This is a genomic window from Streptomyces sp. NPDC001401, assembly GCF_042895385.1.
GTDB lineage: Bacteria > Actinomycetota > Actinomycetes > Streptomycetales > Streptomycetaceae > Streptomyces.
Map to the genome: position 1 here is coordinate 1 of NZ_JBIAWI010000011.1, position 23,501 is coordinate 23,501.

Consider the following 23,501-nt stretch of genomic DNA (forward strand, 5'->3'; position numbering starts at 1 on the left):
GCGGGGGGCCCCGCCCCCCGGGGGGTGCTCCTCCCGCCCACCGGGCCGGCTTTTCCGCCCGCCCACCCGGGGGGGGGGGGCGGCCCCCCGCCCCCCCCGCCGCGGTTCGTCGTTCCGTCCGGCTATCGGCGGTGCATGGTCTCCAGCGCGGCAGCCAGTACGTGGGGGTCGTGGAGGCCCTTGTAGACCGCCGGAGGCTGCTGGTCGAGACGGAGCAGCCGGGCCACCGCCGTCCAGGCCGTGCGCACCGAGTACTCGACGGTGAACACGACGTCGTCGGGCACCTCGGCGAACTGACCGATGAAGGCCAGGTTGACCGACCCGTCGGGCACGACATGGGGCCGGTCCTCGCGGCGGCGGACCAGGAACTGGCTGGTGATGTATGGCATCACACAGGGCACCACGGTGGAGGTCTCCAGGACGCGGGCCGCGAGCGGCTCGTCGAAGTGCAGATGGTGCAGGACCTCTTCGAGGATCTCCCGGCCGGAGCACATCGTCATCGGCTTGCCCGTCCGGTTGCCCGCGCGGCCCGGGAAAAGGCCGTAGCCCCACCAGACCGAGACGCCCTCGGGCTGGTCGCGGTAGACGGGCTGGCGGTTGGCGACGAGGGTGAGCAGCCAGTTCGACTCGGTGAAGGTCATCAGCCCGCCCCGGCCGGTCTCACGTCCACTGAACTCCGCCAGCGCGTTGAGGAAGACCGGATCCTTGGAGGTGACCGTGAACGACTCCCAGCGGGACTCCTTGACGTGTTTGTCGAAGGCGGCCGGGTTGCCGAACTCCTCGCGTCCGCGGGCGATCCGGTGCCACAGCAGCCACGCCTGAGAGCGCTCGGAGGGCGGGGGCGGTGCGGTGGTGTGCGAGCCGAGACTGGAGGCGTCGGTCATCGAGCCGTTCGTGACCAGGACGAGGTCCTCGGGCGTTACGGCGATCTTCTCGTCGCGGCCGCCCCGGGTGACGTACAGGGTCTCGACCGTGCCGCTGTGCTGCCCGGGCGTGAACCCCAGGTCGGTGACGCGGCAGCCGGTGTGCACCATGACGCCGCGTTCGCGCAGCCAGGCCGTCAGGGGCCGCACGATCGAGTCGTACTGGTTGTAGCGGGTCCGGTGGATGCCCGACATCGAGGCGAACTCGGGGAAGAGGTGGATGAACCGCCTCAGGTAACGGCGGAACTCGATCGCGCTGTGCCAGGGCTGGAAGGCGAACGTGGTGCACCACATGAACCAGAAGCTCGTGGTGAAGAAGTGCTCGTCGAAGCAGTCCGTGATCCGTTTGCCGTCCAGGTGCCCCTCGGGGGTCGCCAGACACCGGACCAGCTCCAGCCGGTCGCGCTCGGAGAACCCCATCGACGTCGTGTCGACGATCTTGCCGTCCCCGTCGACGAGACGTGCGATGTCGTTCCAGGCGAAGTCCTCGTGCCCGGCCAGGATCTCCTGTGTCACGGACACCGTGGGGTCGTCGAGCGAGGGGATGCCGGACAGCAGGTCGTACGTGCAGCGGAACTCGGCCTCGAACATCCGCCCGCCGCGCATGGTGTAGCCGGCGTCCGCCGTGCCGCCCGCGTCCAGGCTGCCGCCGATCTGCCGCTGTTCCTCGAAGAGGTGGATGTCCGTTCCGTCGAACCCTCCGTCGCGGATCAGGAACGTGGCCGCGGCCAGTGCCGCGATCCCGCTGCCCACCAGATATGCCTTCGCCATCACACAACTCCTAGCTCTCGCCCGCCGATCGGGAACCGCGCCTCCCACGCTTTCCTGTGCACGTGGGTCCGGTCAGTGGGCCATTGGTCACGTGCGCGGTCCGGACGGCCCGCGTCTCGAGGCGGGAGCGCAGGACGGCGGCCCGATCGGTGGACCGTCACCGATCGGGCCGTGCTCAGGTGGGAGTCAGGCCGACTGCCGGCCGCCGCCCCGCCAGGGCGGTGCCGTCGTCCGGCGGCCGTCGTCCCAGGCGTGGGCGGCCTTGTCGGTCTGGCGGCGCAGCCGGTCGTGGAGCTGGTCGACGACCTCCCGGCCCGTGGCCTCCTCGGCGAGGACGACCACCTGCCGGCCGCCGACGCGCAGGTCGGCCGTGGCCAGCCAGGGGTGGTCGGCGTGGCGGGCGCCTGCCCGCACGATGCGCACCTCGCCGGTGACGGCGGGCAGACCGGCCCGGCCGACGACGGCATCGATCTTCGTACGGGCGTAGGCGAGGGTGTCCTGGTCCACCGGGCCGTCGGAACGCAGCCGCACCGCGGGCGCGGCCTGGGCTCTGTCGTTGGTCATCGTGATCCCCTTTCTGGAAGATGCAAGGTCGTTCAGGCCGCGCTGCCGGGCAGCCACAGGTCGGGTCCGAAGACCTCGTACCGGATGCGCCGCGCCGGCACTCCGGCGGACAGCAGCTGTCCGCGGACGTCGCGCATGAAGGGCAGCGGGCCGCAGAGGAACACCGTGGCGCCGTCGGGGAGTCCGACCCCGTTCAGGTCCATCAGACCCTCGCGGGCACCGGGTTCCTCCGGCCCGGGGTGCTCGTACCAGAACTCGGCGCGGGCGCCGGGCAGTTGCTCGACGAGATCGCGCATCTCGGTGCGCAGGGCATGGTCGGCGGGGGAGCGGTCCGCGTGCAGGACCAGCACCGGGCGGGTCGAGCCGATGGCTTCGAGATGGGCCAGGATGCCCGTCATGGGGGTGCAGCCGATGCCCGCCGACACCAGCACCAGCGGGTCGGTGGCGCCTGCCGGATCGTCCAGGAAGACGTCGCCGAACGGTGCGGACAGAGTGAGTTCATGTCCTTCACGGACCTGCTCGTGCAGCCGGTTGGAGACCTCGCCGTCCGGTGCGCCGCCCGCGCCGGCGACCCGCTTCACGGTGATGCGCCGCAGGTCCCTGCCCGGATCCGAGGACAGGCTGTACTGACGCACCTGGTGCACCCCGTCGGCCATGCACACCCGCACGCTCGCGTACTGTCCCGCGCGTGCCCGCGGCGCCCGTCGCCCGTCCGCCGGACGGAGCACGAAGGACACCGTGTCCGGGGTCTCGGTGCGGCGCTCGACGACCGTCCACTGCCGCCAGATCCTGCCCGGCTCGACACCCGCGTCCTGGTACAGACGGGCCTCCCGGCCGATCAGGGCGCCGGCCATCAGCCAGTACACCTCGTCCCAGGCGGCCGCCACCTCCGGCGTGACCGCGTCGCCCAGCACCTCGGCTATCGCGCCGAACAGGTACTTGTGCACGATCGTGTACTGGTCGTCGGTGACCCCGACAGCGGCGTGCTTGTGCGCGATCCGGCCCAGCAGCAGGTCCGGGCGGCTGTCCGGATCCTCCAGCAGCGCGCTCGCGAATCCGGCGATCGACCCGGCCAGCGCGCGCCGTTGGGCTCCGCTGGCCTGGTTGCCGCGGTTGAACATTCCGTCGAGCAGTTCCGGCCGGTCCCGGAACATCGCGCCGTAGAAGCGCGTCGTGATCTCGTCGAGTGCTCCGGCCACGGCGGGCAGGGTGGCACGCACCACGGCGGCGGATTCTGCGGACAGCATGAAACCTCCCGGGCAGGGGGGATGAGTGGGAAAGGGTGGGCGCCGCGTCGAAGGTGCGCGCCGACTGTCTGTGTACCAGCCGCCCGCTCGTGTTTCGGTGCGGTTTCGTGCCCGTGGGCCGTAGAGGGGCCGTACGGCCCACCCACTCGGGCGCATCGGCCCAACGGCCTGCTCGGACCCTGGGGCCGTACGGCATCGTGGAGGTCTCCTCTCGGCCCTGTCGGGCTGCCGCTCACCGAGGGCAGCGGGGGACGTGCTCGCCCGGGTGCGAAGCGTGCGAGCACGCGGCCGACGACCCACGTACGGCCACGGCCCTTCATGAGGCCGTCCCCCTGGCGCGGGCGCCGTTTCCGGTGGGGACGGGGGAACCCCTTGCGGATGCTGTGCCCGGCGTCCGCGCTCAACTCAATGATCACGCGTCGGCCGCGGCCGGAAGAGGGGCGACCGGCCCCGACCCGGGGCCGGTCGGCGCCTTGCACCGAGGGCGCCGTCATGTTGAGCTCGGCAGGTGTCCGGAGTGAGGAGGACGCGATGCAACAGCCACAGCTCGACGAGAGCACGGTGATCGCGTTGGTCGCCGAGGCCACGGCGGCCCCGTCCATGCACAACGCGCAGCCCTGGCGCTTCCGCTTTGAAACCGCCGAGCGCCTCCTCCTGCTGCGCGCCGATCCCGAGCGGGCGATGCCCGGCTCCGATCCCGACAACCGGGCGCTCCACATCGGCTGCGGTGCGGCCCTGTTCAACCTGCGCGTGGCCGCCGCCCACGCGGGTCTGGGCGCGCAGACGCGGCTGCTGCCCGAGCCGGGAGAACCGTTGCTGATGGCCGCCGTCCAGCTGGCCGGCCCCGCCGGAACACCGGGGGTGGAGGACGATCTCGTACGGCTGCATCCCGCGATCCGGCAGCGGCACACCAGCCGTCACCCCTTCGCGGAGAAGGACGTACCCGAAGACCTGCAGGCCAGGCTGGAGCAGGCCGCGGCCGCGGAGGGCGCCGTGCTGCTCTTCCCCCGTCCCTGGCACGTCGAGACGGTGCTCGACCTCGTGCAGGATGCGGAAAGCCGCGACGCGCTGGACGCCGACGGCAGGAAGGACCTCGAGCGCTGGACCCGGCTCGGACCGGAGGCGGACACCGCCGTCGACGGCGTCCCCGAGTACGCGTTCGGGCCGCGCAAACGGAACGGCAAGGCTCCCCAGCGGGACTTCGCGGGCCGCCGGACGGTGGCCGACCGCGGCAGCACCGTCTTCGAGCACACGCCTCATCTGGCCCTGCTGAGCACCTCCGGCGACAGGCCCGCCGACTGGCTGCGCGCCGGACAGGCTCTGGAACGCGTCCTGCTCGAAGCCACCCTGGCCGACCTGGCCACCTCACTGACCTCGCACCCGCTGGAAAGCACCGACCTGCGCCAACTGGCCCGCGACCCGGTGCACGGGATCGGCCAGGTGCAGATGGTGCTGCGCCTCGGTTACGGCCCCCGCGGCCCGGCCACACCCCGCCGGCCCGTGGCCGACGTCCTCGACATCGTGTGACCGGACTGCGGAGGAGCGGAGAACCCGGCCGCGCGCTCACTGCTGGGTGAGGCGGTCAGTGTTTGGTGAGGTCGGTGCCCTCGGCTCGGAGCACCTGCAGACGGCGCCGGTACTCCTCCTCGTCGATCTCGCCGCGCGCGAAGCGTTCGGCGAGCAACTGCTCGGGTGAGGCCGGCGAGGGCGGTGCCCAGTGCGCGCGGTGCGGCCCCGTGGGCTGCGGACGGTCGAGGGCACGCAGGAACAGCACGAAGGCGCCGATGATCAGCCCCCAGAAGACGATCATGCCGAGGGATGCTCCGAACCACCCCCAGCCACTCATGTGGTGGTCGTACCAGAACATCATGGGGATCACTTCCTGACGTCGCGGACCGGAGCCGGGATGCGGCTGCACCGGGATACCCGGTCACTACCACGGTCCCGCTGCTCTGCAGGGATGTGCAGGGGCCGGGTTGCCCATGCGGCGGGACGGTGGTCCCGGCCGTGTCACCGGGACCACGATCGTGGTCGTCGCGACCGCCGAGGGCGTCGCCCGTCCGCGAGGCACCGCATCCTCGCCCGGTAGGCCTCCGCGTCGATCAGGCCGCACAGCCGTTGCTCCACCAGCCGGCGCTCGGCCTCCTCCAGGGCGGCGCGGCCCCGGTGCAGCCGAGGCCACGACCAGCGGCGGCCTTCGGCCGACACGAGCAGGCGGCCCGTGTCGTACAACGCGCCCACGAGTATGAGCAGTTGGAGCACTGCGGCTACGGCAACCATGGCACTGGCCCAAAGGAGGCGGTTCCGCCCGGTACGGGCGGTCACTGTCAGCCTGAGCGCCCAACCCCGTCCGGGGCAGGGGCCGCACGGGGCAGCTCAGGGGCCGGGCGGGCCGTTGGCCGGCCTGCTGCCGAGGACCGGCAGTTCGACGCACTCGGTCGTGCGGACCACGTACTTGAGCGCGGCACCGAACAACCACGGCATACCGCGAACGCCCTCCTCGACCGGAACGATCGTCGGGGCACCCAGTTCGAGCCGTTCGCCCCCGAGCCGCATCCGGCACCTCCCGGCAGCCTGGATGTTCTTCAACCAGTCGGACTCCCGCCCGAAGTTGATGCCGATCACGACCTTGTCGCCCGCGCGGAAGGCACGCAGCGGGGTGTGGCGCACCGTGCCGGAGCTACGTCCGACGTGTTCGAGGTCGGCGAAGGCGAGACGACCGGCGAAACGGAGGGTCGTCCTGTTGATGCGGCCGCGTGTGCGGTGAGCGAGGACTCGGGGGAAGGGCACGGGGACCGGCCTCCCAGGGGGAGTGGGGACTGTCGGCTGCTCCCATGACGCGCCCCCGCGCATGCCTTCCGGCAGAGGCCGAAGGGCCCTGTCGGGTCCCGCGCCCGACCTGACCGCGGCGATGCGCCGACGCGGAGGTTCCCCGCCCCACGGACTGGCCCGAGTGGGCAACCGGTCGCGGGACCAATGGGTCCGCCCCGGGGACTTGTGGCCGCTCACCGCAGTCGTGGCCGCGCAGAAGGATCGATCACGGATCGGCCGATCGATCCCCAGCCACCCGCACAAGGAGCACAGCCATGTCCAGAACCACACGGAGCGGGGCCGGGCCCGCTCCCCGCGCGGCACTGGGACTGCCCGCCGCGTCCGCCCTCGTGATCGGGAGCATCATCGGCACCGGCGTCTTCGCCCTGCCGTCGGCGCTCGCACCGTACGGGCCGATCTCGCTGGTGGCGTTCGTCGCCGTCACGGTGGGCGCGCTGGCGCTGGCCGTGACCTTCGGGGCGCTGTCGAAGCGGGTCCCGGCGAGCGGCGGGCCGTACGTCTATGCGCGGGAGGCCTTCGGGGAGTTCGCGGGATTCCTGAACGCCTGGTCGTACTGGATCACCGCGTGGGCCGGGAACGCCGCGATCGTGGTGGCCTGGGTCGGGTATGTCGAGGTGTTCGTCAACACCGGTCACAGGACCGGGATTTCGGTGCTCATCGCGCTGGTCGGGCTCTGGATCCCGGCCGCGATCAACCTCACCGGAGTGCGGAACACCGGCGCCTTCCAGGTGATCACCACCGTGCTGAAGTTCGTGCCGCTGGTCTTCATGGCCACGATCGGCCTGCTGTTCATCGACCCGGACAACTTCGGTGCCTTCAACGCCAGTCACCAGTCCGCACTGGGCGCGATCTCGGCCGCCGGGGCCATCGCCCTGTTCAGCTACCTCGGCCTGGAGGCCGCCTCCGTCGTCGCGGGCCGGGTCCGTGAGCCGGGCCGCAACGTGCCGCGTGCCACCGTGTACGGCACGCTCGTCTGCGCCGTCATCTACATCCTCGGCACCCTCGCCGTCTTCGGCACCGTCTCCCACGGCGAACTCGGCGCCTCCACCGCGCCGTTCACCGACGCCGCGAACAACATCTTCGGCGGCACCTGGGCCGGCGACGCCGTCGCCGTCGCCGCCATCGTCTCCGGCATCGGCGCCCTCAACGGCTGGACCATGCTCTGCGCGGAGATGCCGTACGCCGCCGCCCGCGACGGACTCTTCCCGGGCGCCTTCGCGAAGCTGCGCGGCCAGAGCGGCGTTCCCGTCTTCGGCATCGTCGCCTCGACCGTGCTGGCCTCGCTGATCACCGTGTTCAGTTACACCCGCTTCGAGGACGTCTTCACCAAGATCGTGCTGCTGAGCGTGCTCACCGCCGTCATCCCATACCTGTTCTCCGCCGCCGCCCAGCTGTACTGGTTGCTGGTGCGCGGCCGGGACAGCCTCACTCCGCGGAGGCTGGCCCGGGACGTGACCGTCTCCGCGCTGGCGATGGCCTTCTCGTACTGGTCGATCCAGGGCAGCGGCTACCAGACCGTCTACTACGGCCTGTTCGTGCTGCTGCTCGGACTGCCGGTCTACGTCTGGCTCAAGCGCGACCGCGGCGAGTACGGCGAGCCGGCCCGGCCCGCGGCCACCGAGATCCGGGCGCCGGAGACCCCGCCGGCCGGGCCGGCCTTCCCCAAGCCGCGGACGAGCCGTCCCGGCGGCTTCCGGAAGAACCCGCTCCGCCACCACGACTGACCCCCGGACCTCAAGGAACCCCCGCCATGAACACCTTCCACGTGGACTCCGAAGCCGGCCCGCTCCGTCAGGTGATCCTGCACCGGCCCGGGCTCGAACTCTCGCGGCTGACCCCGCGCAACGTCGACGCGCTCCTCTTCGACGACATCCTGTGGGCCAAGCGCGCCCGCGAGGAGCACGACGCCTTCGCCCAGGTGCTGCGCGACCACGGCGCCCGCGTGCACTACTTCGCCGACCTGCTGGCGCAGACCCTCGACGTCCCCGAGGCCCGCGACTGGCTCCTGGACCGGGTGATCACCCCCGCCACCGTCGGTCCTGCCCTGCTGGACCCGGTGCGTGAACGGTGCGCCGAACTGGACGGGGAGACCCTCGCCGGCTACCTGATCGGCGGGCTGCTCAAGAGCGACCTGCCGCTCGCCACCCCGCACAGCCTGGTCTGGAACGCGCTGGACGCCGAGGACTTCGCGCTCGCGCCACTGCCCAACCACCTCTTCCCGCGCGACAACTCGTGCTGGATGTACGACCGGTTGTCGGTCAACCCGATGGCCAAGCCCGCCCGGCGGCGCGAGAGCCTGCACGCCGAGGCCATCTACCGGTTCCACCCGATGTTCGCCGGCATCGCGCCCGCGCCGATTCTCGACGGCCCCGTGGGCACCCTCGAAGGTGGCGACGTCCACGTCCTCGGCAACGGCGCCATCATGGTCGGCATGGGCGAGCGGACCACCGCCCAGGCCGTGGAGAACCTGGCCGTCCGACTCTTCGCGGGCGGCACGGCGAACCGGCTGATCGCGGTCCAACTCCCAGCCACCCGCGCCTATATGCACCTCGACACCGTGCTGACGATGGTCGACCGCGACACCTTCGTCGTCTACCCGGGCCTCGCCGACTCCCTGCGCTCCTGGACGCTCACGCCCAGCACCGTGCACCAGGCCGGCTTCGCCGTCGCCCCCAACTCCGACCTGGCGACCGCCCTGGCCGAGGCCCTCGACCTGGACAAGGTCCGGATGCTCTCCGCGCCGCAGGACATCCGCAACGCCGAACGCGAGCAGTGGGACGACGGCAGCAACTTCCTCGCCCTCGCCCCGGGAGTGATCGTCGGCTACGAGCGCAACGTCACCACCAACACCTACCTGCGCAAACAGGGCATCGAGATCGTCACCATCGCCGGGGCCGAACTCGGCCGCGGCCGGGGCGGCCCCCGCTGCATGAGCTGCCCGATCGAACGCGACCCGGTCGCCTGAGCCCACACCACGAGGACCCGTCATGACCATCGCCCCGACCGTCGAACTGCGAGGCCGCTCCTACCTGAGCGAACTCGACTTCACCGCCCGTGAGATCCACCACCTCCTCGACCTCGCCGCCGACCTGAAGTCCGCCCGGCGCGCAGGCACCGAGCAGCACCGGCTGACCGGAAAGCACCTTGCGTTGATCTTCGAGAAGACCTCCACCCGCACCCGCTGCGCGTTCGAGGTCGCCGCCGCCGACCAGGGCGCCGTCACGACCTACCTGGGCCCCGGCGACACCCACGTCGGTGCCAAGGAGTCCGTCGCAGACACCGCCCGTGTCCTCGGCTGCATGTTCGACGCCATCGAGTACCGCGGCGCGGCCCAGTCGATCGTCACGGAACTCGCCGCCCATTCCGGCGTCCCGGTCTACAACGGTCTGACCGACACCACGCACCCCACCCAGAGCCTGTGCGACGTCTTCACCATGCGTGAGCACAGCGCCAAGCCGCTGCCCGACATCAGCTACTGCTACCTCGGCGACGCCCGCAACAACATGGGCAACTCCCTGCTGTCCATGGGCGCCCTGCTCGGCATGGACGTGCGGATCGCGGCCCCCCGGTCCCTGTGGCCGGAGCCCTCCCTGGTCGCCGACTGCCGTGCGCTCGCCGAGGGCAGCGGAGCCCGCATCACCCTCACCGAGGACGTGGAGACCGCCGTACGCGGCGCCGACTTCCTGCACACCGACGTCTGGGTCTCCATGGGCGAGCCCGCCGAGAGCTGGGGGGAGCGCATCGAGCTGCTGCTGCCGTACCAGGTCAACGACAAGACGCTGGCGGCCACCGGCAACCCGGACGTGAGGTTCATGCACTGCCTGCCGGCCCTCCACGACCACCACACCCGCCTCGGCCGGGACGTGCTGCACAACTACGGCCTGGACGCGCTCGAAGTCACCGACGAGGTCTTCTCCTCGCCCGCCTCCATCGTCTTCGACCAGGCGGAGAATCGGTTGCACACCATCAAGGCCGTCCTCGTCGCCACCTTGGAGGACTGAACCATGCGCATCGTCATCGCCCTCGGCGGCAACGCCCTGCTGCACCGTGGCGAACGCCCCGACGCGGACGTCCAGCAGGCGAACATCGACCGGGTCACCACCGCGATCGCCGCCCTCGCCCATGAACACGAGGTCGTCCTCACCCACGGCAACGGGCCCCAGATCGGACTGCTCGCCATGGAGAGCGCCGCCGACCCCGCGCTGAGCGCCCCCTACCCGCTGGATCTGCTCGGCGCCCAGACCCAGGGCATGATCGGCTCCCTGCTGGTGCGCAGCCTGTACGACACGCTGCCCGGGCACCGGATCGCCGCGCTGGTCACCCACACCCTCGTCCGGGCCGACGACCCCGCCTTCCGGCATCCCACCAAGTACGTCGGCCAGGTCTACCCCCAAGCCATCGCCCGCTCCCTCGCACACGAGCGCGGCTGGCGCATCGCCCAGGACACCACGGGATGGCGGCGCGTGGTCGCCTCGCCCGTGCCCGAGCGGATCGTGGAGACCGACACGATCCACGACCTGCTCAACATCGGCACGCTGGTGATCTGCGCCGGCGGCGGGGGCGTCCCCGTCACCGCCGACAAGAACAGCGGTGCGCTGAGCGGGGTCGAGGCCGTCATCGACAAGGACCTGACGGCCGCGCTGCTCGCCGAGGACCTCAAGGCCGACTTCCTGCTCATCCTCACCGACGTCCCGAACATCTACACCGACTACGGCACCCCCGGGCAGCGGCCCGTCCTCGACGTCACGCCCGCCGACCTGCGCCGCGGCGGCTTCCCCGCCGGCTCGATGGGGCCCAAGGCCGATGCGGCCGCCCGGTTCGTGGAACGCACCGGGGGCCTGGCCGCGATCGGCGCCCTCGACGCGGCGTACGAGATCGTGCACGGCAGGTCGGGCACGCTCGTCCGCCCCGAGATGCCGACGGCCTGACCGGCGTCGGGGCACGGCCGTGGAAGTGACGCTGCGTCATGAATGGTCGTCCTGTGGGCCGATCGGTCCCCAGCAGGGACGTCAGGCCCCTGCTGCCCCACGTACCCGGTCCGGAGACTGAGAGCGCATCCTTGAAGGAGGTCCGCACATGCCCACCATCACCGTCGGTCTCGACGGCTCACCCCAGAGCCTCGCCGCGGCCGACTGGGCCGCCCGCGAAGCACAGCAGCGCGAGGCGTCCCTGCGTCTGGTCCACGCCTGGGAACCGCAGCCCCGTACCTACGGGCCATTCGCCGGTACCTTCGCGCCGGCCGCCGTCGACGCGCAGCGCGAATGGGCCGAGTACATGCTCCGCGAGGCCGAGTCCCGGCTCGCCAAGAGCCACCCCGGTCTGCGGATCACCACCCTCTGGACCGCGGGACCGCCCGCCGCCGCCCTGCTGACCGCCGCCGAGGATGCCGACCTGCTGGTTCTCGGCTCCCGGGGCCTGGGCGGAGTGGCCGGGTTCCTGGTCGGCTCCGTCGCGCTCGCCGCAGTGGCCCGCAGCGAGCGGCCCGTGGTCCTCGTACGGGCCGGTGCGGACACCTCGGACGAACACCTGCCGGACGCCATGGGAGCCGCGTCCAGCGACACGCCCTACCGTGACGTCGTGCTGGGCCTGGACCTGGAGACCCCCGCCGAGGCCGTCATCGGGTTCGCGTTCGAGGCGGCCCAGCGCCGCGCGGCCGGTCTGCGGGTGCTGCACGGCTGGAGTCCGCCGACCTCCCACGGTTATGCCGCGGCCTTCGACTCCGGGCTTGACGCCGATCCGGCCGAGCAGGTGCGCCGTCGGCTGGCCGAGGTACTGCAGCCGTGGAAGGACAAGTTCCCCGGAGTCCGGGTGCGCGAGCAGGCCGTGGTCGGCAGCGCCGGCCGCCACCTCGTGCACGCCTCCCGGGACGCGGCCCTGGTCGTCGTGGGCCGACGCAACCGCCGGGCGCTCGTCGGGGGTCATATCGGCTCGGTCACGCATGCGGCACTGCAGCACGCCTCCGCGCCGGTCGCGGTCGTCCCGCACGACTAAGCGCTCCGCGGGATGTGCGGCGATGTGCCGTCCTTCGTCTGCGGCATCATCGTGGCTGGTCGCGCAGTCCCCGCGCCCCTTTGGGGCGCTGCGAAGCGCAGCGGACTTCGCCGAAGCCGCTTGGCGCACGCGCTCAGTGCACAGAGGTCAGTACACAGAGGCGGGCCAGGTGCAGGCCACCGCGACGACGACGCCCACGTCCAGCAGCAGTCCGACACTGAGCCACGGGTCGAACCAGACGGCCTTGAGGAGCAGCCCGGTCGAGGCGGCGACCAGAGCCGCGGTGGGCCACCACCCGGTGCCCGCCAGTACGCCGACGCCGGCGATCGCGTACACCACGGCCGTGTACCAGGCGAGTGCCAGCGCCATCGCCCCGGCCGTTGCCTGGGGCACGCGGGCAGCTGTGAGCGCCCACGAGTACCCGGGGACGAAGAGGGCCGGTTTGCCGGGCTGCTGCGGCGCCGTCCACACGCCCGGGTGCAGCAGCCCGTGCACGATCAGGAACGCTGCCACCAGCAGGGTGGTCACGGCAGTTCCTCGGGACGGTCCGGCTCGGCGCCGCCCATGTCGAGGCGGAACGGGGGATAGGTGTCCGTCATCAGGGCGGCGTAGGCGGCGACCCGCAGCACCCACCGGTTGAGGCCCAGGATCAGGTCGAACAGGTCCCGGGGATACTTCTCGGTGAAGGCCAGGGTCACGGCGGCGATCAACGCCAGCACGGCGACCAGCCCGCCGTCCCACCAGCCGAGGTGCCAGCCGCCCAGGAAGAACCCGATGACGATGTAGTGCGGGATGGCCAGCAGCCACCACTTCACCAGGACCAGGCCCCGGGAGAGCCGCTCGGGGTAGTCGATGTCCAGGCGCGCCGGGTAGTCGGGCTCCTCGCCCAGGCTGAACGGCGGATACCGGTCGGTGCCCAGGGCGCCGTACGAGTAGTACGCCACCCGCCAACTCCAGCGCAGTACCCCGAGGTTGAAGTCGAACAGGGACCGTGGGTAACGCTCGGTGAACAGGATGCTGAAGAACCCGATCACACTCACCACGGTGAAGGCGATCCACAGGAAGAACAGCACCACGTAGTGCGGGATGACCAGGATCCACTTCACCAGCCACAGCCACCGGGACAGAGGCGTGTCGAGCACCGCGTTCACGCGTACGGGACGGTCCGGTGTTCCCGGCAGGGTTGTCATGGCGATCAACTCCTTCGGCCCATGGCGCTGCGCGCGCCGACTTGGGCCCAAGCTCAGCGTGACCGTTGAAAGACGGCCCGCGCGAGGGCCATTGGGGGCCGTTCGGGGGCCATCGGTCCCGGTCGCAGGAGCCGGGCGGAGTGCGGGCGACGTCCGGCAAGGGCCGGACCGGCGTGCGCGCGGGGCAGACGGGCACCGGAAGGAAGGACGCCCTCGTATGAGGGCCGACCGGCCCTGGCCATCCGGCCCGGAAGCGGGAAGGATCCCGGTTTCGACGCCGGTCCCCGGAACCCGGCGCGGAGCGCAGGACAAGGAGCATCCGATGGCGGACGGCGAGCGGCCCGGACCCGACGACCCGATCCGGGTCTTCCTGCTGGACGACCACGAGGTCGTACGGCGGGGGGTGCGCGACCTCCTCGACGACGAGCCGGACATCACCGTGGTCGGCGAGGCCTCCACGGCCGCACAGGCGCTGGTGCGCGTTCCGGCGCTGCGCCCGCAGGTGGCGGTGCTCGACGTGCGCCTGCCCGACGGCGACGGCATCGGCGTATGCCGGGAGCTGCGCTCGGGCATGCCCGACCTGGCCTGTCTGATGCTGACCTCGTTCGACGACGAGGAGGCCCTGCTGGACTCGATCATGGCGGGTGCCTCCGGGTACGTCCTCAAGCAGATCCAGGGTTCGGACCTGGTGTCGGCCGTGCGCACGGTGGCCGCGGGACAGTCGCTGCTCGACCCGAGCGCCACCACGAAGCTGATGGCCCGTCTGCGTGGCGGTCGGCAGCAGGAGGAGGAACCGGACGCACTGCCTGGCCTGACCGACCGGGAGCGGGACATCCTGGCACTGATCGGCGAAGGCCTGACCAACCGCCAGATCGGCCGGCGGCTCTTCCTGGCGGAGAAGACGGTGAAGAACCACATCTCCCGGCTGCTGGCCAAACTCGGTGTGGAGCGGCGCATCCAGGCCGCCGTCATCGCCACCCAGGCCCAGGACCGGCTCCGGCGGGAAGGCCACTGACACCCCGGGGCCGAACGTCCCCCGGCTCGCCCCCGTAGGGCCCAAGCCCCGCCCGGTACGCCGCCCGCAGGCTGACGGCAGACCCCGGACACTGCCGGGCACCGATGGGGAGGACGACGGACATGAGCGTGCGCGTGGGCATCAACGGCTTCGGCCGTATCGGACGCAACTACCTGCGCTGTGTGCTGGAGCGCGCGGAGAACGGCACCGGCACACCGGTCGAGGTCGTGGCGGTGAACGACATCACCTCGCCCGCGGCCCTGGCCCATCTGCTGGAGTACGACTCGACGTACGGACGCATCGGTCGCACCGTCGAGCACGACGACGACTCGATCACCGTGGACGGCCACCGCATCGCCGTGACCGCCGAACGCGACCCGGCCGCGCTGGCCTGGGGCGAGACGGGCGTGGACATCGTCATCGAGTCGACCGGCCGCTTCCGCACCCGTGAGCAGGCCGGCCTGCACCTGAAGGCCGGCGCCCGCAAGGTGCTGCTGTCCGTGCCGGGCAAGGGCGTCGACGCCACCGTTGTGATGGGCGTCAACGAAGGCACGTACGACCCGGAGACCGACCACGTCGTCTCCAACGCCTCCTGCACCACCAACTGCGTGGCGCCCATGGTCAAGGTGCTCGACGAGCACTTCGGCATCGTCAAGGGCCTGATGACCACCATCCACGGCTACACCAACGACCAGGTGGTCCTGGACGGCCCGCACAAGGACCTGCGCCGCGGCCGCAGCGCCGCCGTCAACATCATCCCCACCAGCACCGGGGCCGCCCGCGCCGTCGGCCTGGTCCTGCCTGAGCTGGCCGGCACCCTCGACGGCATCGCCGTACGGGTGCCCGTGGAGGACGGCTCGCTGACCGACCTGAGCGTGGTCCTCGAACGGGAGGTGACCGTGGACGAGGTCAACGAGGCCTTCCGGGAGGCCGCGGACGGGCCGCTGAAGGGCGTCCTGCGGGTCTCCGACGCCCCGATCGTCTCCCGCGACGTCGTCGGCGACCCCGCGTCGTGCGTCCTGGACGCCCCGCTGACCCAGGCGCACGGCGACCTGGTCAAGATCTTCGGCTGGTACGACAACGAATGGGGCTACACCAACCGCCTGCTCGACCTCACCGAATACGTCGCCGCCCGGCTGCCGCGCGCCTGACCGGCGGCCAAGTCCGCCCGACCCCGCCCCCACCCCGTACCGCCCCCTGTCCTGGACCGTTACCGTGGCACATGACCAACGTCATTGGTCATCGACACGGCAAGGGGACCTGGAGGATCACCGGTGGGAAGCCCTGAGGAGCCCCGGGAAGCTCGGGTACGGCTCCCGCAGCTGAGGCTGGACGAGCTGCTCGAAGAGCTGCAGGCCCGCCTCGACGCGGCCCGCGGTACCCGCGACCGGGTGCACAGCCTCCTGGAGGCCGTGCTCTCGGTCGGCCGCGACCTCGACCTCGAGCAGGCGCTGCACAGCATCGTGGAGGCCGCGGCGACGCTGGTCGACGCGGAGTACGCCGCCCTCGGAGTGATCGGAACGGACGGCAAGAGGCTGTCGGCCTTCCACACAGTCGGCGTCACCGAGGAGCAGATCGCCAGCATCGGCCCCTTCCCGGAGGGGCACGGCATCCTCGGGGAACTGATCAGCCACCCCGCGCCCCTGAGGCTGGTGAAAATCTCCGAACACCCCTCCTCGTACGGCTTTCCGCCCCACCACCCGCCGATGAACACCTTTCTCGGCGTCCCCATCCGGGTGCGCGAGCAGGTCTTCGGCAACCTGTATCTGACCGAGAAGCGGGGCGGGCTGCAGTTCGACGAGGACGACGAGTCGGTGCTGGCGACGCTGGCCGTAGCGGCCGGCGTCGCGATCGACAACGCCCGTCTGTACGAGGAGTCCCGGCTGCGCGAGCGCTGGCTGGAGGCCAACGCGGAGATCACCCACAGCCTGATGTCCGGCCGTCCGCGCAGCGAGATCCTCGGTCTGATCGCCGAGCGGGCCGGTGACATCACCGGGTCGGCGCTGGCGGCGGTCGCGCTGCCCATGGAGGACACCGGGACACTCGCCGTGGAGATCGCCGTCGGGATGGACGCCGAGGCGCACCGGGGCCTCGTACTGGCCATGGACAGAAGCCTGATGGGGCTGGCCTTCTCCGGCGCCGCACCGGTCACCAGCACGGACGTCGGCCACGACGAACGGATCTCCCTGGAGCCCCCGCGCTTCGAGGGACTGGGACCCGCCGTGGCCGTGCCCATCGGCACGGGCGAGGCGGGCGCGCGAGGCGTGGTCCTGCTGGCACGAGAAACCGGCCGGCCGGAGTTCTCCGCGACGGAGACCGAGACCTTGCTGGTCTTCGCCGCGCAGGCCGCCGTTGCGATGGAACTGGCGGAGCGCCGCCAGGACGCCGAGCAGATCGCGGTGCTCCAGGACCGCGACCGGATCGCCCGGGACCTGCACGACCTGGCGATCCAGCGGCTGTTCGCCACCGGCATGACGCTGCAGAGCGCGGGCCGCTTCATCGAGCACCAGGAGGCCGCCGAGCGGGTGGTGCGGGCGGTCGACGACCTGGACGAGACCATCAAGATCATCAGGTCGACGATCTTCGGCCTGCGGGCCCGTGAGGGCGGCGCAGGAACCGGGCTGCGGGCCCGTGTGGTGCGGGCGGTCGGCGAGGCCGCCCCGGTGCTGGGCTTCGCCCCCAGCCTGCGGATGGAAGGACTGCTGGACACCGACGTGCCAGGGGAGATCGCCGACCATGTCGTGGCCGTCCTCTCCGAGGCCCTGACCAACATCGCCCGCCACGCCCGGGCCGGCCGCGCCGACGTGGCCCTGGACACCGACGGCAGCGAGATCCGGCTGACCGTCACCGACAACGGCGTGGGCATCCCGCCCGACGGCCGCCGCAGCGGCCTGCGCAACATGGGCGAACGGGCCCGGCAGCTGGGCGGAGTACTCGAGCTCGGCAGTCCGTCCGAAGGCGGCACCGTGCTCACGTGGCACGTACCCCTGTCCCCGGAGTAGGAGGCCTCGCACCTCCCGCAGCGAGGCCCGCCTTCCTTACTGCCGTCCCGCCTGAAGCCCAAGAGACCCTGCCACAGGGGCCGTTCGGCCTCTGCAGCCTCACCGGTGCCCGGGTGAGGCTGGAGCGGACCAGGAGGACGGCATGCGGGAGGTGCCATGGACGCTTCCACCGCCGTCTCTGCAGACGCACTGCGCACCGTGCACGAGCGGTTCGCGGCCTCGCCCGAAGCCCACCCGGGCGTGCGCAGCCTGGTGGCCGACTCGTGGCGCCGCTGCGCGGCGTCGGGCGTACGCCTCGACGGACAACGCCTGCCGCCCCTGCGCACGACACCCGAGGAAGTGGCCGCATACCGCCGCGCCCATCCGCTGGCCCCGGTGCTGCCCCTCTTCCGGGAACTGCTCGGAGCCGGCGCGGCGGACGACGGACACGTCTTCGCCGTCGGCGACGCCGACGGGACCCTGCTGTGGGTCGAGGGCGACTCCGCGACCGTACGGCGCGCCGAGCGGATGCACTTCACCGAGGGCGCGGTGTGGAGCGAGGCACAGGCCGGGACGAACGCCCCCGGCACCGCGCTGGAACTGGAACGCGCCGTCCAGATCGTGACAGGCGAGCACTACAGCTGCGCCGTGCACCCCTGGTCGTGCGCCGCGGCCCCCGTCCGCGACCCCGGCACCGGCCGGATCCTCGGCGTCGTCGACCTCTCCGGCGGCGGCACCATCGCCACACCGCCCGCCCTGGCCGCGGTGCGGGCAGCCGCCCTGGCGGCCGAGGCGGAACTCGCCCGGACACCGCCCGCGACGCTGCTCGGCGCCGACACCGGCGTACGGCTGACCGCGCTGGGCCGCGACAGTGCCGTACTCGAATACGGCGGCCAGGTGCACCACCTGAGCCCGCGGCACAGCGAGATCGTCGTCGCGCTCGCCCTTCAGAGCCGTGGCGTGCAGGGCGACCGGCTTGCCGTGGACCTGTCCGAACGGGAGCTGTCCGCCTCGACGCTGCGTGCCGAGATGACCCGGCTGCGCGCGGTGCTCGGCCCCGACCTGCTCGGATCGCGGCCGTACGCGCTGCTGCGCCCGGTGCACTCCGACTTCGCCGAGGTCGCCTCCCTGCTCGCCCAGGGACGGGTGAACCGGGCCCTGGCCCGCTACGCCGGTCCGCTGCTGCCGCGCTCCGACGCGCCGGCCGTCGTGGAGCAACGGCGGGCCCTGGAACAGCAGTTGCGCGGCGCAGTCCTCGCCGGCCCGGACGCCGGGCTGCTGCGCCGCTGGGTGGACGCGGCCTGGGGAACAGACGACGCCGACGCGTGGCTGGCGCTCGCCCGACGGCTGCCGGGCGGTTCGGCGCAGCGCGCGGCAGCGGCTGCGCGGGCCCGTGCCCTGGACGGCGAGAGGGCGATTCCGCAGCAGGTCGGAAGGCATGCAGCGGTGTTGCAGCGTTCCCGTTCCTAGCGTGCTGAGCATCACCACGACCGTCGTGATGGAAGAGGACCGAAAGGGGAGGGTCATGAAGTACGAAGCTCCGGGCAGGCCGGGCAGCCCCGTGGACGTGGCGCCCCGGTATGAGAACTTCATCGGCGGCAAGTGGGAGGCGCCCACCACGGGTGAGTACTCGCCCAACCTGTGCCCCGCCACCGCCAAGCCGATCTGCGAGGTCCCGAAGTCGGGCGCGCAGGACATCGAACTCGCCCTGGACGCGGCGCACGCCGCCAAGGACAAGTGGGGCGAGGCGTCCACCGCCCAGCGGGCCGCGGCCCTGAACGCGGTCGCCGACGCCATCGACGCCCACCGCGAGGAGCTCGCGGTCGTCGAGAGCTGGGAGAACGGCAAGCCGGTCCGCGAGACCCTCGCCGCCGACATTCCCCTGGCAGCCGACCACTTCCGCTACTTCGCGGCCGCGATTCGTGCCGAGGAGAGCTCGATCACCGAGATCGACAAGGAGACGGTGGCCTACCACTTCCACGAGCCGCTCGGCGTCGTCGGACAGATCATCCCGTTCAACTTCCCGCTGCTGATGGCCGCGTGGAAGCTCGCCCCGGCGCTCGCCGCGGGCAACGCCACGGTGATCAAGCCCGCCTCCCCGACCCCGTGGTCGATCCTGAAGCTGATGGAGGTCATCGGCGATCATCTGCCGCCCGGCGTCCTCAACGTCGTCAACGGTCCGGGCGCGGAGATCGGCAAGGCGCTCGCCACCAACAAGCGCATCGCCAAGGTCGCCTTCACCGGCGAGACCACCACCGGCCGCCTGATCATGCAGTACGCCTCGCAGAACATCATCCCGGTCACCCTGGAACTGGGCGGCAAGTCGCCGAACATCTTCTTCAACGACGTGGCCGCCGAGGACGACGACTTCCTGAGCAAGGCCGTCGAAGGACTCGTCCTGTACGCCTTCAACAAGGGCGAGGTCTGCACCTGCCCCTCGCGCGCACTGATCCAGGAGGACATCTACGAGGAGTTCATGGGCCGCTGCCTGGAGCGCATCCGCGCCATCAAGCAGGGCGACCCGCTGGACACCGCGACCATGATCGGCCCGCAGGTCTCCAAGCAGCAGATCGAGAAGATCGCGTCGTACGTCGAGATCGGCCAGAAGGAAGGCGCCGAACTGCTGATCGGCGGCCACCGTCCCACCATCGGCGGGGAGTTCGCGGACGGCTACTTCTACGAGCCGACCGTCCTCAGGGGCCACAACAAGATGCGGGTCTTCCAGGAGGAGATCTTCGGACCCGTCCTCGCCGTCACCACGTTCAAGGACGAGGCCGAGGCCCTCGAGATCGCCAACGACACGCTGTACGGCCTCGGGGCCGGCGTGTGGAGCCGCGACACCGGCCGCACCTACCGGATGGGCCGCGCCATCAAGGCCGGCCGCGTCTGGACGAACTGCTACCACCAGTACCCCGCGGGTGCCGCGTTCGGTGGCTACAAGGTCTCCGGCATCGGCCGCGAGACGCACAAGATGATGCTCGAGCACTACAGCCAGACCAAGAACCTCCTGGTCAGCTACGGCACCAAGCCGCTCGGGCTGTTCTAGAAGAGCCTGATCCCAAGGAGAGCAGCGACATGCCCGCGAACGTCCAGAACGGCAACGCCGGGCGCGTCACCGCAACCGAGGCGGCGCACCGGGCCATCAAGGCCCTGCGCGCCGCCCACGGCGGGCCGGTGATGTTCGTCCAGTCCGGCGGCTGCTGCGACGGCAGCGACCCGATGTGCTTCCCCGGCGGCGAACTCGCCCTCGGCGAGGGCGACATGCTGCTGGGCGTCCTGGAGGACTGCACCTTCCACATCGACGCCGATCTGTATGAGGCGCTCGGCCGCCCGCACCTCCTGCTGGACGTCGCGGAGGGAACACCGGGCGGTTTCTCCCTCGCAGCAGGGGACGGGCTGCATTTCATCACCCGGGTCAGTGAGCCCCGGCACAAGGCCAGTTGACCAACAAGCCCCGGCAGCACGCCGGCTGAGGAGCAGATCATGAAGGCAGCGGTGGTCACCGACTTCGGGAAGCCCCTGGAGATCCAGGACCTTCCCCTCCCCGAGCCCGGCCCCGGCCAGGTGCTCGTCCGCATGGAGGCCTCCGGCCTCTGCCACACCGACATCCACGCCGCCCACGGCGACTGGCCCGTCAAGCCGCAGCCGCCGTTCATCCCCGGCCACGAGGGCATCGGCCCCGTCCAGGCCGTCGGTGCCGGAGTCCCGGCCGACCTGGTCGGCAAGCGGGTCGCCATCCCGTGGCTCGGCTCGTCCTGCGGCACCTGCCGCTACTGCGTCTCCGGCTGGGAGACCCTCTGCGAGAGCCAGGTCAACTCCGGCTATTCCGTGGACGGTTGCTACGCCGAGTACGCCGTCGCCGACGCGGGCGCGATCGTAGCGGTCCCCGACGGCGTCTCGTCCCTCGACGCGGCGCCGCTGACCTGCGCGGGCGTCACCACCTACAAGGCGATCAAGGTCGCGCGCGTGGTCCCGGCCGAGCGGGTCGCCGTCTTCGGCATCGGCGGCCTGGGCCACCTGGCGCTGCAGTACGCACGCCTGGTGGGCGGCCTGGTCACCGCCGTCGACCTGGAGCCGGACAAGCTGGGCCTGGCCCACCGGCTCGGCGCGGACCAGACCGTCAACGCCCGCACCCACGACCCGGTCGAGGAGATCAAGAAGGCCGGCGGCGCGGACGTGGCCGTCGTACTGGCCGCCGCCCCCAAGGCGTTCGAGCAGGCCTACCGCTCGCTCAACCGCGGCGGACGCCTCGTCATGGTCGCCCTGCCCGCCGACAACGCGTCCATCAACGTGCCGATCTTCGAGACCGTCCTCGGCGGCATCTCCGTCATCGGCTCCATCGTCGGCACCCGCCAGGACCTGTCCGAGGTGTTCGCACTGCACGCCGCCGGACGCACCCAGGTCATCGCCGAGACCCGGCGCCTGGAGGAGGTCAACGACTCCTTCGACGAGGTGCTCGGCGGACGGGCCGAGGCACGGCTCGTCTTCGAGTTCTGAGACTCCGGCACCCCGGAGTCCCCAGGGAGAGGCAGCAGATCATGGGAACCGTCACCGTAGGTGCCGTTCGGGAGCGGGCGCCCGGCGAACGCCGTGTCGCCCTCGTCCCCGAGGCCGTCACCCTGCTCACCCGCGCCGGCATCGACGTCCTCGTCGAGACCGGAGCCGGCTCCGGCGCCTGGTTCGCCGACGCCGACTACACCGAGGCGGGCGCCACCGTCGTACCCCCGGACGAGCTGTACGCACGCGCGGACGCCGTGCTGTGCGTGGGCCCGCCGGACGCGGAGGCCGCCGAGTCGCTGCGCTCCGGACAGCTCCTGATCGGGCTGCTCGAACCGCTGCGCCACCCCGGCCTGGTCAAGGAGCTGACCGAGCGCGGGATCCGCCCGGTGAGCCTCGATCTGCTGCCGCGCACCCTCAGCCGCGCCCAGTCGATGGACGCGCTGACCTCCCAGGCCAATGTCGCCGGCTACAAGGCGGCCGTGCTCGCGGCCGACTCGTACGACCGGTTCTTCCCGATGCTGACCACCGCGGCGGGCACCATGCGCCCGGCGCAGGTCCTGGTCCTCGGCGCCGGAGTGGCCGGGCTGCAGGCGATCGCCACCGCCCGCCGCCTCGGCGCCGTCGTCACGGCGTACGACGTACGCCCCGAGTCGAGAGGGGAGGTGGAGTCCCTGGGCGCCCGGTTCCTGGACCTCCAGAGCCTTCCACAAGGGGAACCGGGTGCCGGACAGGGCGGCTACGCACGGGAGTTGACCGAAGAGGAGCAGCAGGCCCAGCGTGCGGCCCTGGACGCGCACATCGCCCGCACCGACATCGTCATCACCACCGCCCAAGTACCGGGCCGCAAGCCGCCGTTGCTGGTCACCCCCACCGCCGTCGAGGCCATGAAGCCCGGCTCGGTGGTCGTCGACCTCGCCGCGAGCGAACTCGGCGGCAACGTCGAGGGCACCGAGCCCGACAAGACCACCGTCCTGGACAACGGCGTCACCCTCATCGGGGCCGGCCGTCTGCCGTCCGCGATGGCGACCGCCGCGTCCACGGCCTACGCCCGCAACCTCGTCGCCCTGCTGCGCCACCTGGTGCGCGACGGCGAACTCATCCTCGACCCGGCCGACGAGATCACGGCCGCGCTCACGGGAGGAGCGTCCTCATGAACAACCTCGATCTCCTCACCGCGATCACCGTCTTCGTACTGAGCGTCCTGGTCGGCGTCGAGGTCATCAGCAAGGTCCCCGCGACCCTGCACACACCCCTGATGTCCGGCTCGAACTCCGTGCACGGCATCGTCGTCATCGGCGCCATGCTGATCGCGGCCGAGTCGCACACCTGGCTCGGCTACGTCCTCGCCTTCGCGGCCATGGTGTTCGGCGCCATGAACGTCGTCGGCGGATACGTCGTCACCGACCGGATGCTGGAGATGTTCAAGGCCAGGCCGGCCACCGAGAAGAACGCCTCCGACACGCGCGAGAAGGCGGAGGTGTGAGAGT

Annotated in this window: 23 protein-coding genes; 15 read left to right on the forward strand and 8 right to left on the reverse strand. The window is 71.5% G+C overall.

The genetic code is table 11. The features are described 5' to 3' along the window. Nucleotides 1-122: 122 nt before the first annotated feature. The 3 genes from ACFY10_RS31790 to ACFY10_RS31800 form a co-directional block, all read right to left on the reverse strand. The gene (locus ACFY10_RS31790; RefSeq protein WP_390668664.1) at nucleotides 123-1,694 is read right to left on the reverse strand and encodes an oleate hydratase; all 1,572 of its coding nucleotides are present in this window, start codon (nucleotides 1,692-1,694) and stop codon (nucleotides 123-125) included. Nucleotides 1,695-1,880: 186 nt separating this feature from the next. Continuing rightward, on the reverse strand, nucleotides 1,881-2,258 hold the full coding sequence (locus ACFY10_RS31795) for a hypothetical protein (RefSeq protein WP_390668665.1): 378 nt from the start codon (nucleotides 2,256-2,258) through the stop codon (nucleotides 1,881-1,883). A 32-nt stretch (nucleotides 2,259-2,290) separates the two neighbouring features. Then, a complete protein-coding gene (locus ACFY10_RS31800) occupies nucleotides 2,291-3,505 on the reverse strand; it encodes a globin domain-containing protein (RefSeq protein ID WP_390668666.1) in 1,215 nt (404 codons plus the stop codon). Nucleotides 3,506-4,036: 531 nt separating this feature from the next. On the opposite strand from ACFY10_RS31800, the gene ACFY10_RS31805 reads away from it, so the two are divergent. Continuing rightward, nucleotides 4,037-5,032 (forward strand): Acg family FMN-binding oxidoreductase, encoded by a 996-nt coding sequence (locus ACFY10_RS31805; RefSeq protein ID WP_390668667.1) that lies wholly within the window; start codon nucleotides 4,037-4,039, stop codon nucleotides 5,030-5,032. Nucleotides 5,033-5,087: 55 nt separating this feature from the next. Here the strand turns inward: ACFY10_RS31805 and ACFY10_RS31810 are convergent, their stop codons facing one another. From ACFY10_RS31810 to ACFY10_RS31820, 3 genes are all read right to left on the reverse strand, one after another. Next, complete coding sequence (locus tag ACFY10_RS31810) at nucleotides 5,088-5,351, reverse strand: SHOCT domain-containing protein (protein ID WP_390668668.1); 264 nt, start codon at nucleotides 5,349-5,351, stop codon at nucleotides 5,088-5,090. Between the two features lie 164 nt (nucleotides 5,352-5,515). Then, the gene (locus ACFY10_RS31815) at nucleotides 5,516-5,767 is read right to left on the reverse strand and encodes a hypothetical protein (RefSeq protein WP_390668669.1); all 252 of its coding nucleotides are present in this window, start codon (nucleotides 5,765-5,767) and stop codon (nucleotides 5,516-5,518) included. Between the two features lie 114 nt (nucleotides 5,768-5,881). Continuing rightward, on the reverse strand, nucleotides 5,882-6,295 hold the full coding sequence (locus ACFY10_RS31820) for a nitroreductase family deazaflavin-dependent oxidoreductase (protein WP_390668670.1): 414 nt from the start codon (nucleotides 6,293-6,295) through the stop codon (nucleotides 5,882-5,884). Nucleotides 6,296-6,666: 371 nt separating this feature from the next. Here ACFY10_RS31820 and ACFY10_RS31825 point away from each other — a divergent pair, with 371 nt between their 5' ends. From ACFY10_RS31825 to ACFY10_RS31845, 5 genes are all read left to right on the forward strand, one after another. Next, nucleotides 6,667-8,061 carry an APC family permease gene (locus ACFY10_RS31825; protein ID WP_390668992.1) on the forward strand — a complete coding sequence of 465 codons (1,395 nt, stop codon included), beginning with the start codon at nucleotides 6,667-6,669 and terminating at the stop codon, nucleotides 8,059-8,061. Between the two features lie 26 nt (nucleotides 8,062-8,087). Next, a complete protein-coding gene (locus tag ACFY10_RS31830) occupies nucleotides 8,088-9,302 on the forward strand; it encodes an arginine deiminase (RefSeq protein WP_390668671.1) in 1,215 nt (404 codons plus the stop codon). 22 nt (nucleotides 9,303-9,324) lie between these two features. Beyond that, complete coding sequence (gene argF, locus ACFY10_RS31835) at nucleotides 9,325-10,338, forward strand: ornithine carbamoyltransferase (RefSeq protein WP_390668672.1); 1,014 nt, start codon at nucleotides 9,325-9,327, stop codon at nucleotides 10,336-10,338. 3 nt (nucleotides 10,339-10,341) lie between these two features. Next, a complete protein-coding gene (locus ACFY10_RS31840; protein WP_390668673.1) occupies nucleotides 10,342-11,265 on the forward strand; it encodes a carbamate kinase in 924 nt (307 codons plus the stop codon). Nucleotides 11,266-11,413: 148 nt separating this feature from the next. Continuing rightward, nucleotides 11,414-12,328, forward strand: a complete 915-nt coding sequence (locus ACFY10_RS31845; RefSeq protein ID WP_390668674.1) for a universal stress protein — start codon at nucleotides 11,414-11,416, stop codon at nucleotides 12,326-12,328. A gap of 147 nt (nucleotides 12,329-12,475) precedes the next feature. Here ACFY10_RS31845 and ACFY10_RS31850 read toward each other — a convergent pair whose 3' ends face one another. Together ACFY10_RS31850 and ACFY10_RS31855 are read right to left on the reverse strand one after the other, a co-directional pair. Further along, a complete protein-coding gene (locus tag ACFY10_RS31850) occupies nucleotides 12,476-12,856 on the reverse strand; it encodes a hypothetical protein (protein ID WP_390668675.1) in 381 nt (126 codons plus the stop codon). Beyond that, entirely contained in the window at nucleotides 12,853-13,518 is a 666-nt protein-coding gene (locus ACFY10_RS31855) for a DUF4389 domain-containing protein (RefSeq protein ID WP_390668676.1), read from the reverse strand. The genes ACFY10_RS31850 and ACFY10_RS31855 overlap by 4 nt, the downstream gene beginning before the upstream one ends. 322 nt (nucleotides 13,519-13,840) lie before the next feature. Between ACFY10_RS31855 and ACFY10_RS31860 the strand changes: the two genes are divergently transcribed. The 9 genes from ACFY10_RS31860 to ACFY10_RS31900 all read left to right on the forward strand — a co-directional run bounded on the left by ACFY10_RS31860 (nucleotide 13,841) and on the right by ACFY10_RS31900 (nucleotide 23,497). Continuing rightward, nucleotides 13,841-14,533, forward strand: coding sequence for a response regulator (locus ACFY10_RS31860; protein ID WP_390668677.1), 693 nt, complete (start codon nucleotides 13,841-13,843; stop codon nucleotides 14,531-14,533). Between the two features lie 122 nt (nucleotides 14,534-14,655). Next, the gene (gap, locus tag ACFY10_RS31865; protein ID WP_390668678.1) at nucleotides 14,656-15,684 is read left to right on the forward strand and encodes a type I glyceraldehyde-3-phosphate dehydrogenase; all 1,029 of its coding nucleotides are present in this window, start codon (nucleotides 14,656-14,658) and stop codon (nucleotides 15,682-15,684) included. A 123-nt stretch (nucleotides 15,685-15,807) separates the two neighbouring features. Further along, the gene (locus ACFY10_RS31870) at nucleotides 15,808-17,535 is read left to right on the forward strand and encodes a GAF domain-containing protein (RefSeq protein WP_390668679.1); all 1,728 of its coding nucleotides are present in this window, start codon (nucleotides 15,808-15,810) and stop codon (nucleotides 17,533-17,535) included. Nucleotides 17,536-17,691: 156 nt separating this feature from the next. Further along, complete coding sequence (locus ACFY10_RS31875; RefSeq protein ID WP_390668680.1) at nucleotides 17,692-18,984, forward strand: GAF domain-containing protein; 1,293 nt, start codon at nucleotides 17,692-17,694, stop codon at nucleotides 18,982-18,984. 55 nt (nucleotides 18,985-19,039) lie between these two features. Beyond that, nucleotides 19,040-20,560, forward strand: a complete 1,521-nt coding sequence (locus ACFY10_RS31880) for an aldehyde dehydrogenase family protein (RefSeq protein WP_390668681.1) — start codon at nucleotides 19,040-19,042, stop codon at nucleotides 20,558-20,560. Between the two features lie 29 nt (nucleotides 20,561-20,589). Further along, on the forward strand, nucleotides 20,590-20,958 hold the full coding sequence (locus tag ACFY10_RS31885; RefSeq protein WP_390668682.1) for a DUF779 domain-containing protein: 369 nt from the start codon (nucleotides 20,590-20,592) through the stop codon (nucleotides 20,956-20,958). A gap of 39 nt (nucleotides 20,959-20,997) precedes the next feature. Continuing rightward, complete coding sequence (locus ACFY10_RS31890) at nucleotides 20,998-22,011, forward strand: zinc-dependent alcohol dehydrogenase (protein ID WP_390668683.1); 1,014 nt, start codon at nucleotides 20,998-21,000, stop codon at nucleotides 22,009-22,011. Nucleotides 22,012-22,052: 41 nt separating this feature from the next. Continuing rightward, entirely contained in the window at nucleotides 22,053-23,168 is a 1,116-nt protein-coding gene (locus ACFY10_RS31895) for an NAD(P) transhydrogenase subunit alpha (protein ID WP_390668684.1), read from the forward strand. Continuing rightward, nucleotides 23,165-23,497: an NAD(P) transhydrogenase subunit alpha gene (locus ACFY10_RS31900; RefSeq protein ID WP_390668685.1), complete on the forward strand. Its 333-nt coding sequence runs from the start codon at nucleotides 23,165-23,167 to the stop codon at nucleotides 23,495-23,497. Before ACFY10_RS31895 ends, ACFY10_RS31900 begins: the two co-directional genes overlap by 4 nt. Nucleotides 23,498-23,501 lie beyond the last annotated feature (4 nt).

Coding starts and splice junctions, on each gene's coding strand:
- ACFY10_RS31855 (WP_390668676.1), bottom strand. CDS start 13,518: ATGACAACCCTGCCGGGAACACCGGACCGTCCCGTACGCGTGAACGCG.
- gap (WP_390668678.1), top strand. CDS start 14,656: ATGAGCGTGCGCGTGGGCATCAACGGCTTCGGCCGTATCGGACGCAAC.
- ACFY10_RS31845 (WP_390668674.1), top strand. CDS start 11,414: ATGCCCACCATCACCGTCGGTCTCGACGGCTCACCCCAGAGCCTCGCC.
- ACFY10_RS31890 (WP_390668683.1), top strand. CDS start 20,998: ATGAAGGCAGCGGTGGTCACCGACTTCGGGAAGCCCCTGGAGATCCAG.
- ACFY10_RS31840 (WP_390668673.1), top strand. CDS start 10,342: ATGCGCATCGTCATCGCCCTCGGCGGCAACGCCCTGCTGCACCGTGGC.
- ACFY10_RS31880 (WP_390668681.1), top strand. CDS start 19,040: ATGAAGTACGAAGCTCCGGGCAGGCCGGGCAGCCCCGTGGACGTGGCG.
- ACFY10_RS31805 (WP_390668667.1), top strand. CDS start 4,037: ATGCAACAGCCACAGCTCGACGAGAGCACGGTGATCGCGTTGGTCGCC.
- ACFY10_RS31795 (WP_390668665.1), bottom strand. CDS start 2,258: ATGACCAACGACAGAGCCCAGGCCGCGCCCGCGGTGCGGCTGCGTTCC.
- ACFY10_RS31875 (WP_390668680.1), top strand. CDS start 17,692: ATGGACGCTTCCACCGCCGTCTCTGCAGACGCACTGCGCACCGTGCAC.
- ACFY10_RS31895 (WP_390668684.1), top strand. CDS start 22,053: ATGGGAACCGTCACCGTAGGTGCCGTTCGGGAGCGGGCGCCCGGCGAA.
- ACFY10_RS31800 (WP_390668666.1), bottom strand. CDS start 3,505: ATGCTGTCCGCAGAATCCGCCGCCGTGGTGCGTGCCACCCTGCCCGCC.
- ACFY10_RS31900 (WP_390668685.1), top strand. CDS start 23,165: ATGAACAACCTCGATCTCCTCACCGCGATCACCGTCTTCGTACTGAGC.
- ACFY10_RS31830 (WP_390668671.1), top strand. CDS start 8,088: ATGAACACCTTCCACGTGGACTCCGAAGCCGGCCCGCTCCGTCAGGTG.
- ACFY10_RS31790 (WP_390668664.1), bottom strand. CDS start 1,694: ATGGCGAAGGCATATCTGGTGGGCAGCGGGATCGCGGCACTGGCCGCG.
- argF (WP_390668672.1), top strand. CDS start 9,325: ATGACCATCGCCCCGACCGTCGAACTGCGAGGCCGCTCCTACCTGAGC.
- ACFY10_RS31860 (WP_390668677.1), top strand. CDS start 13,841: ATGGCGGACGGCGAGCGGCCCGGACCCGACGACCCGATCCGGGTCTTC.
- ACFY10_RS31885 (WP_390668682.1), top strand. CDS start 20,590: ATGCCCGCGAACGTCCAGAACGGCAACGCCGGGCGCGTCACCGCAACC.
- ACFY10_RS31810 (WP_390668668.1), bottom strand. CDS start 5,351: ATGAGTGGCTGGGGGTGGTTCGGAGCATCCCTCGGCATGATCGTCTTC.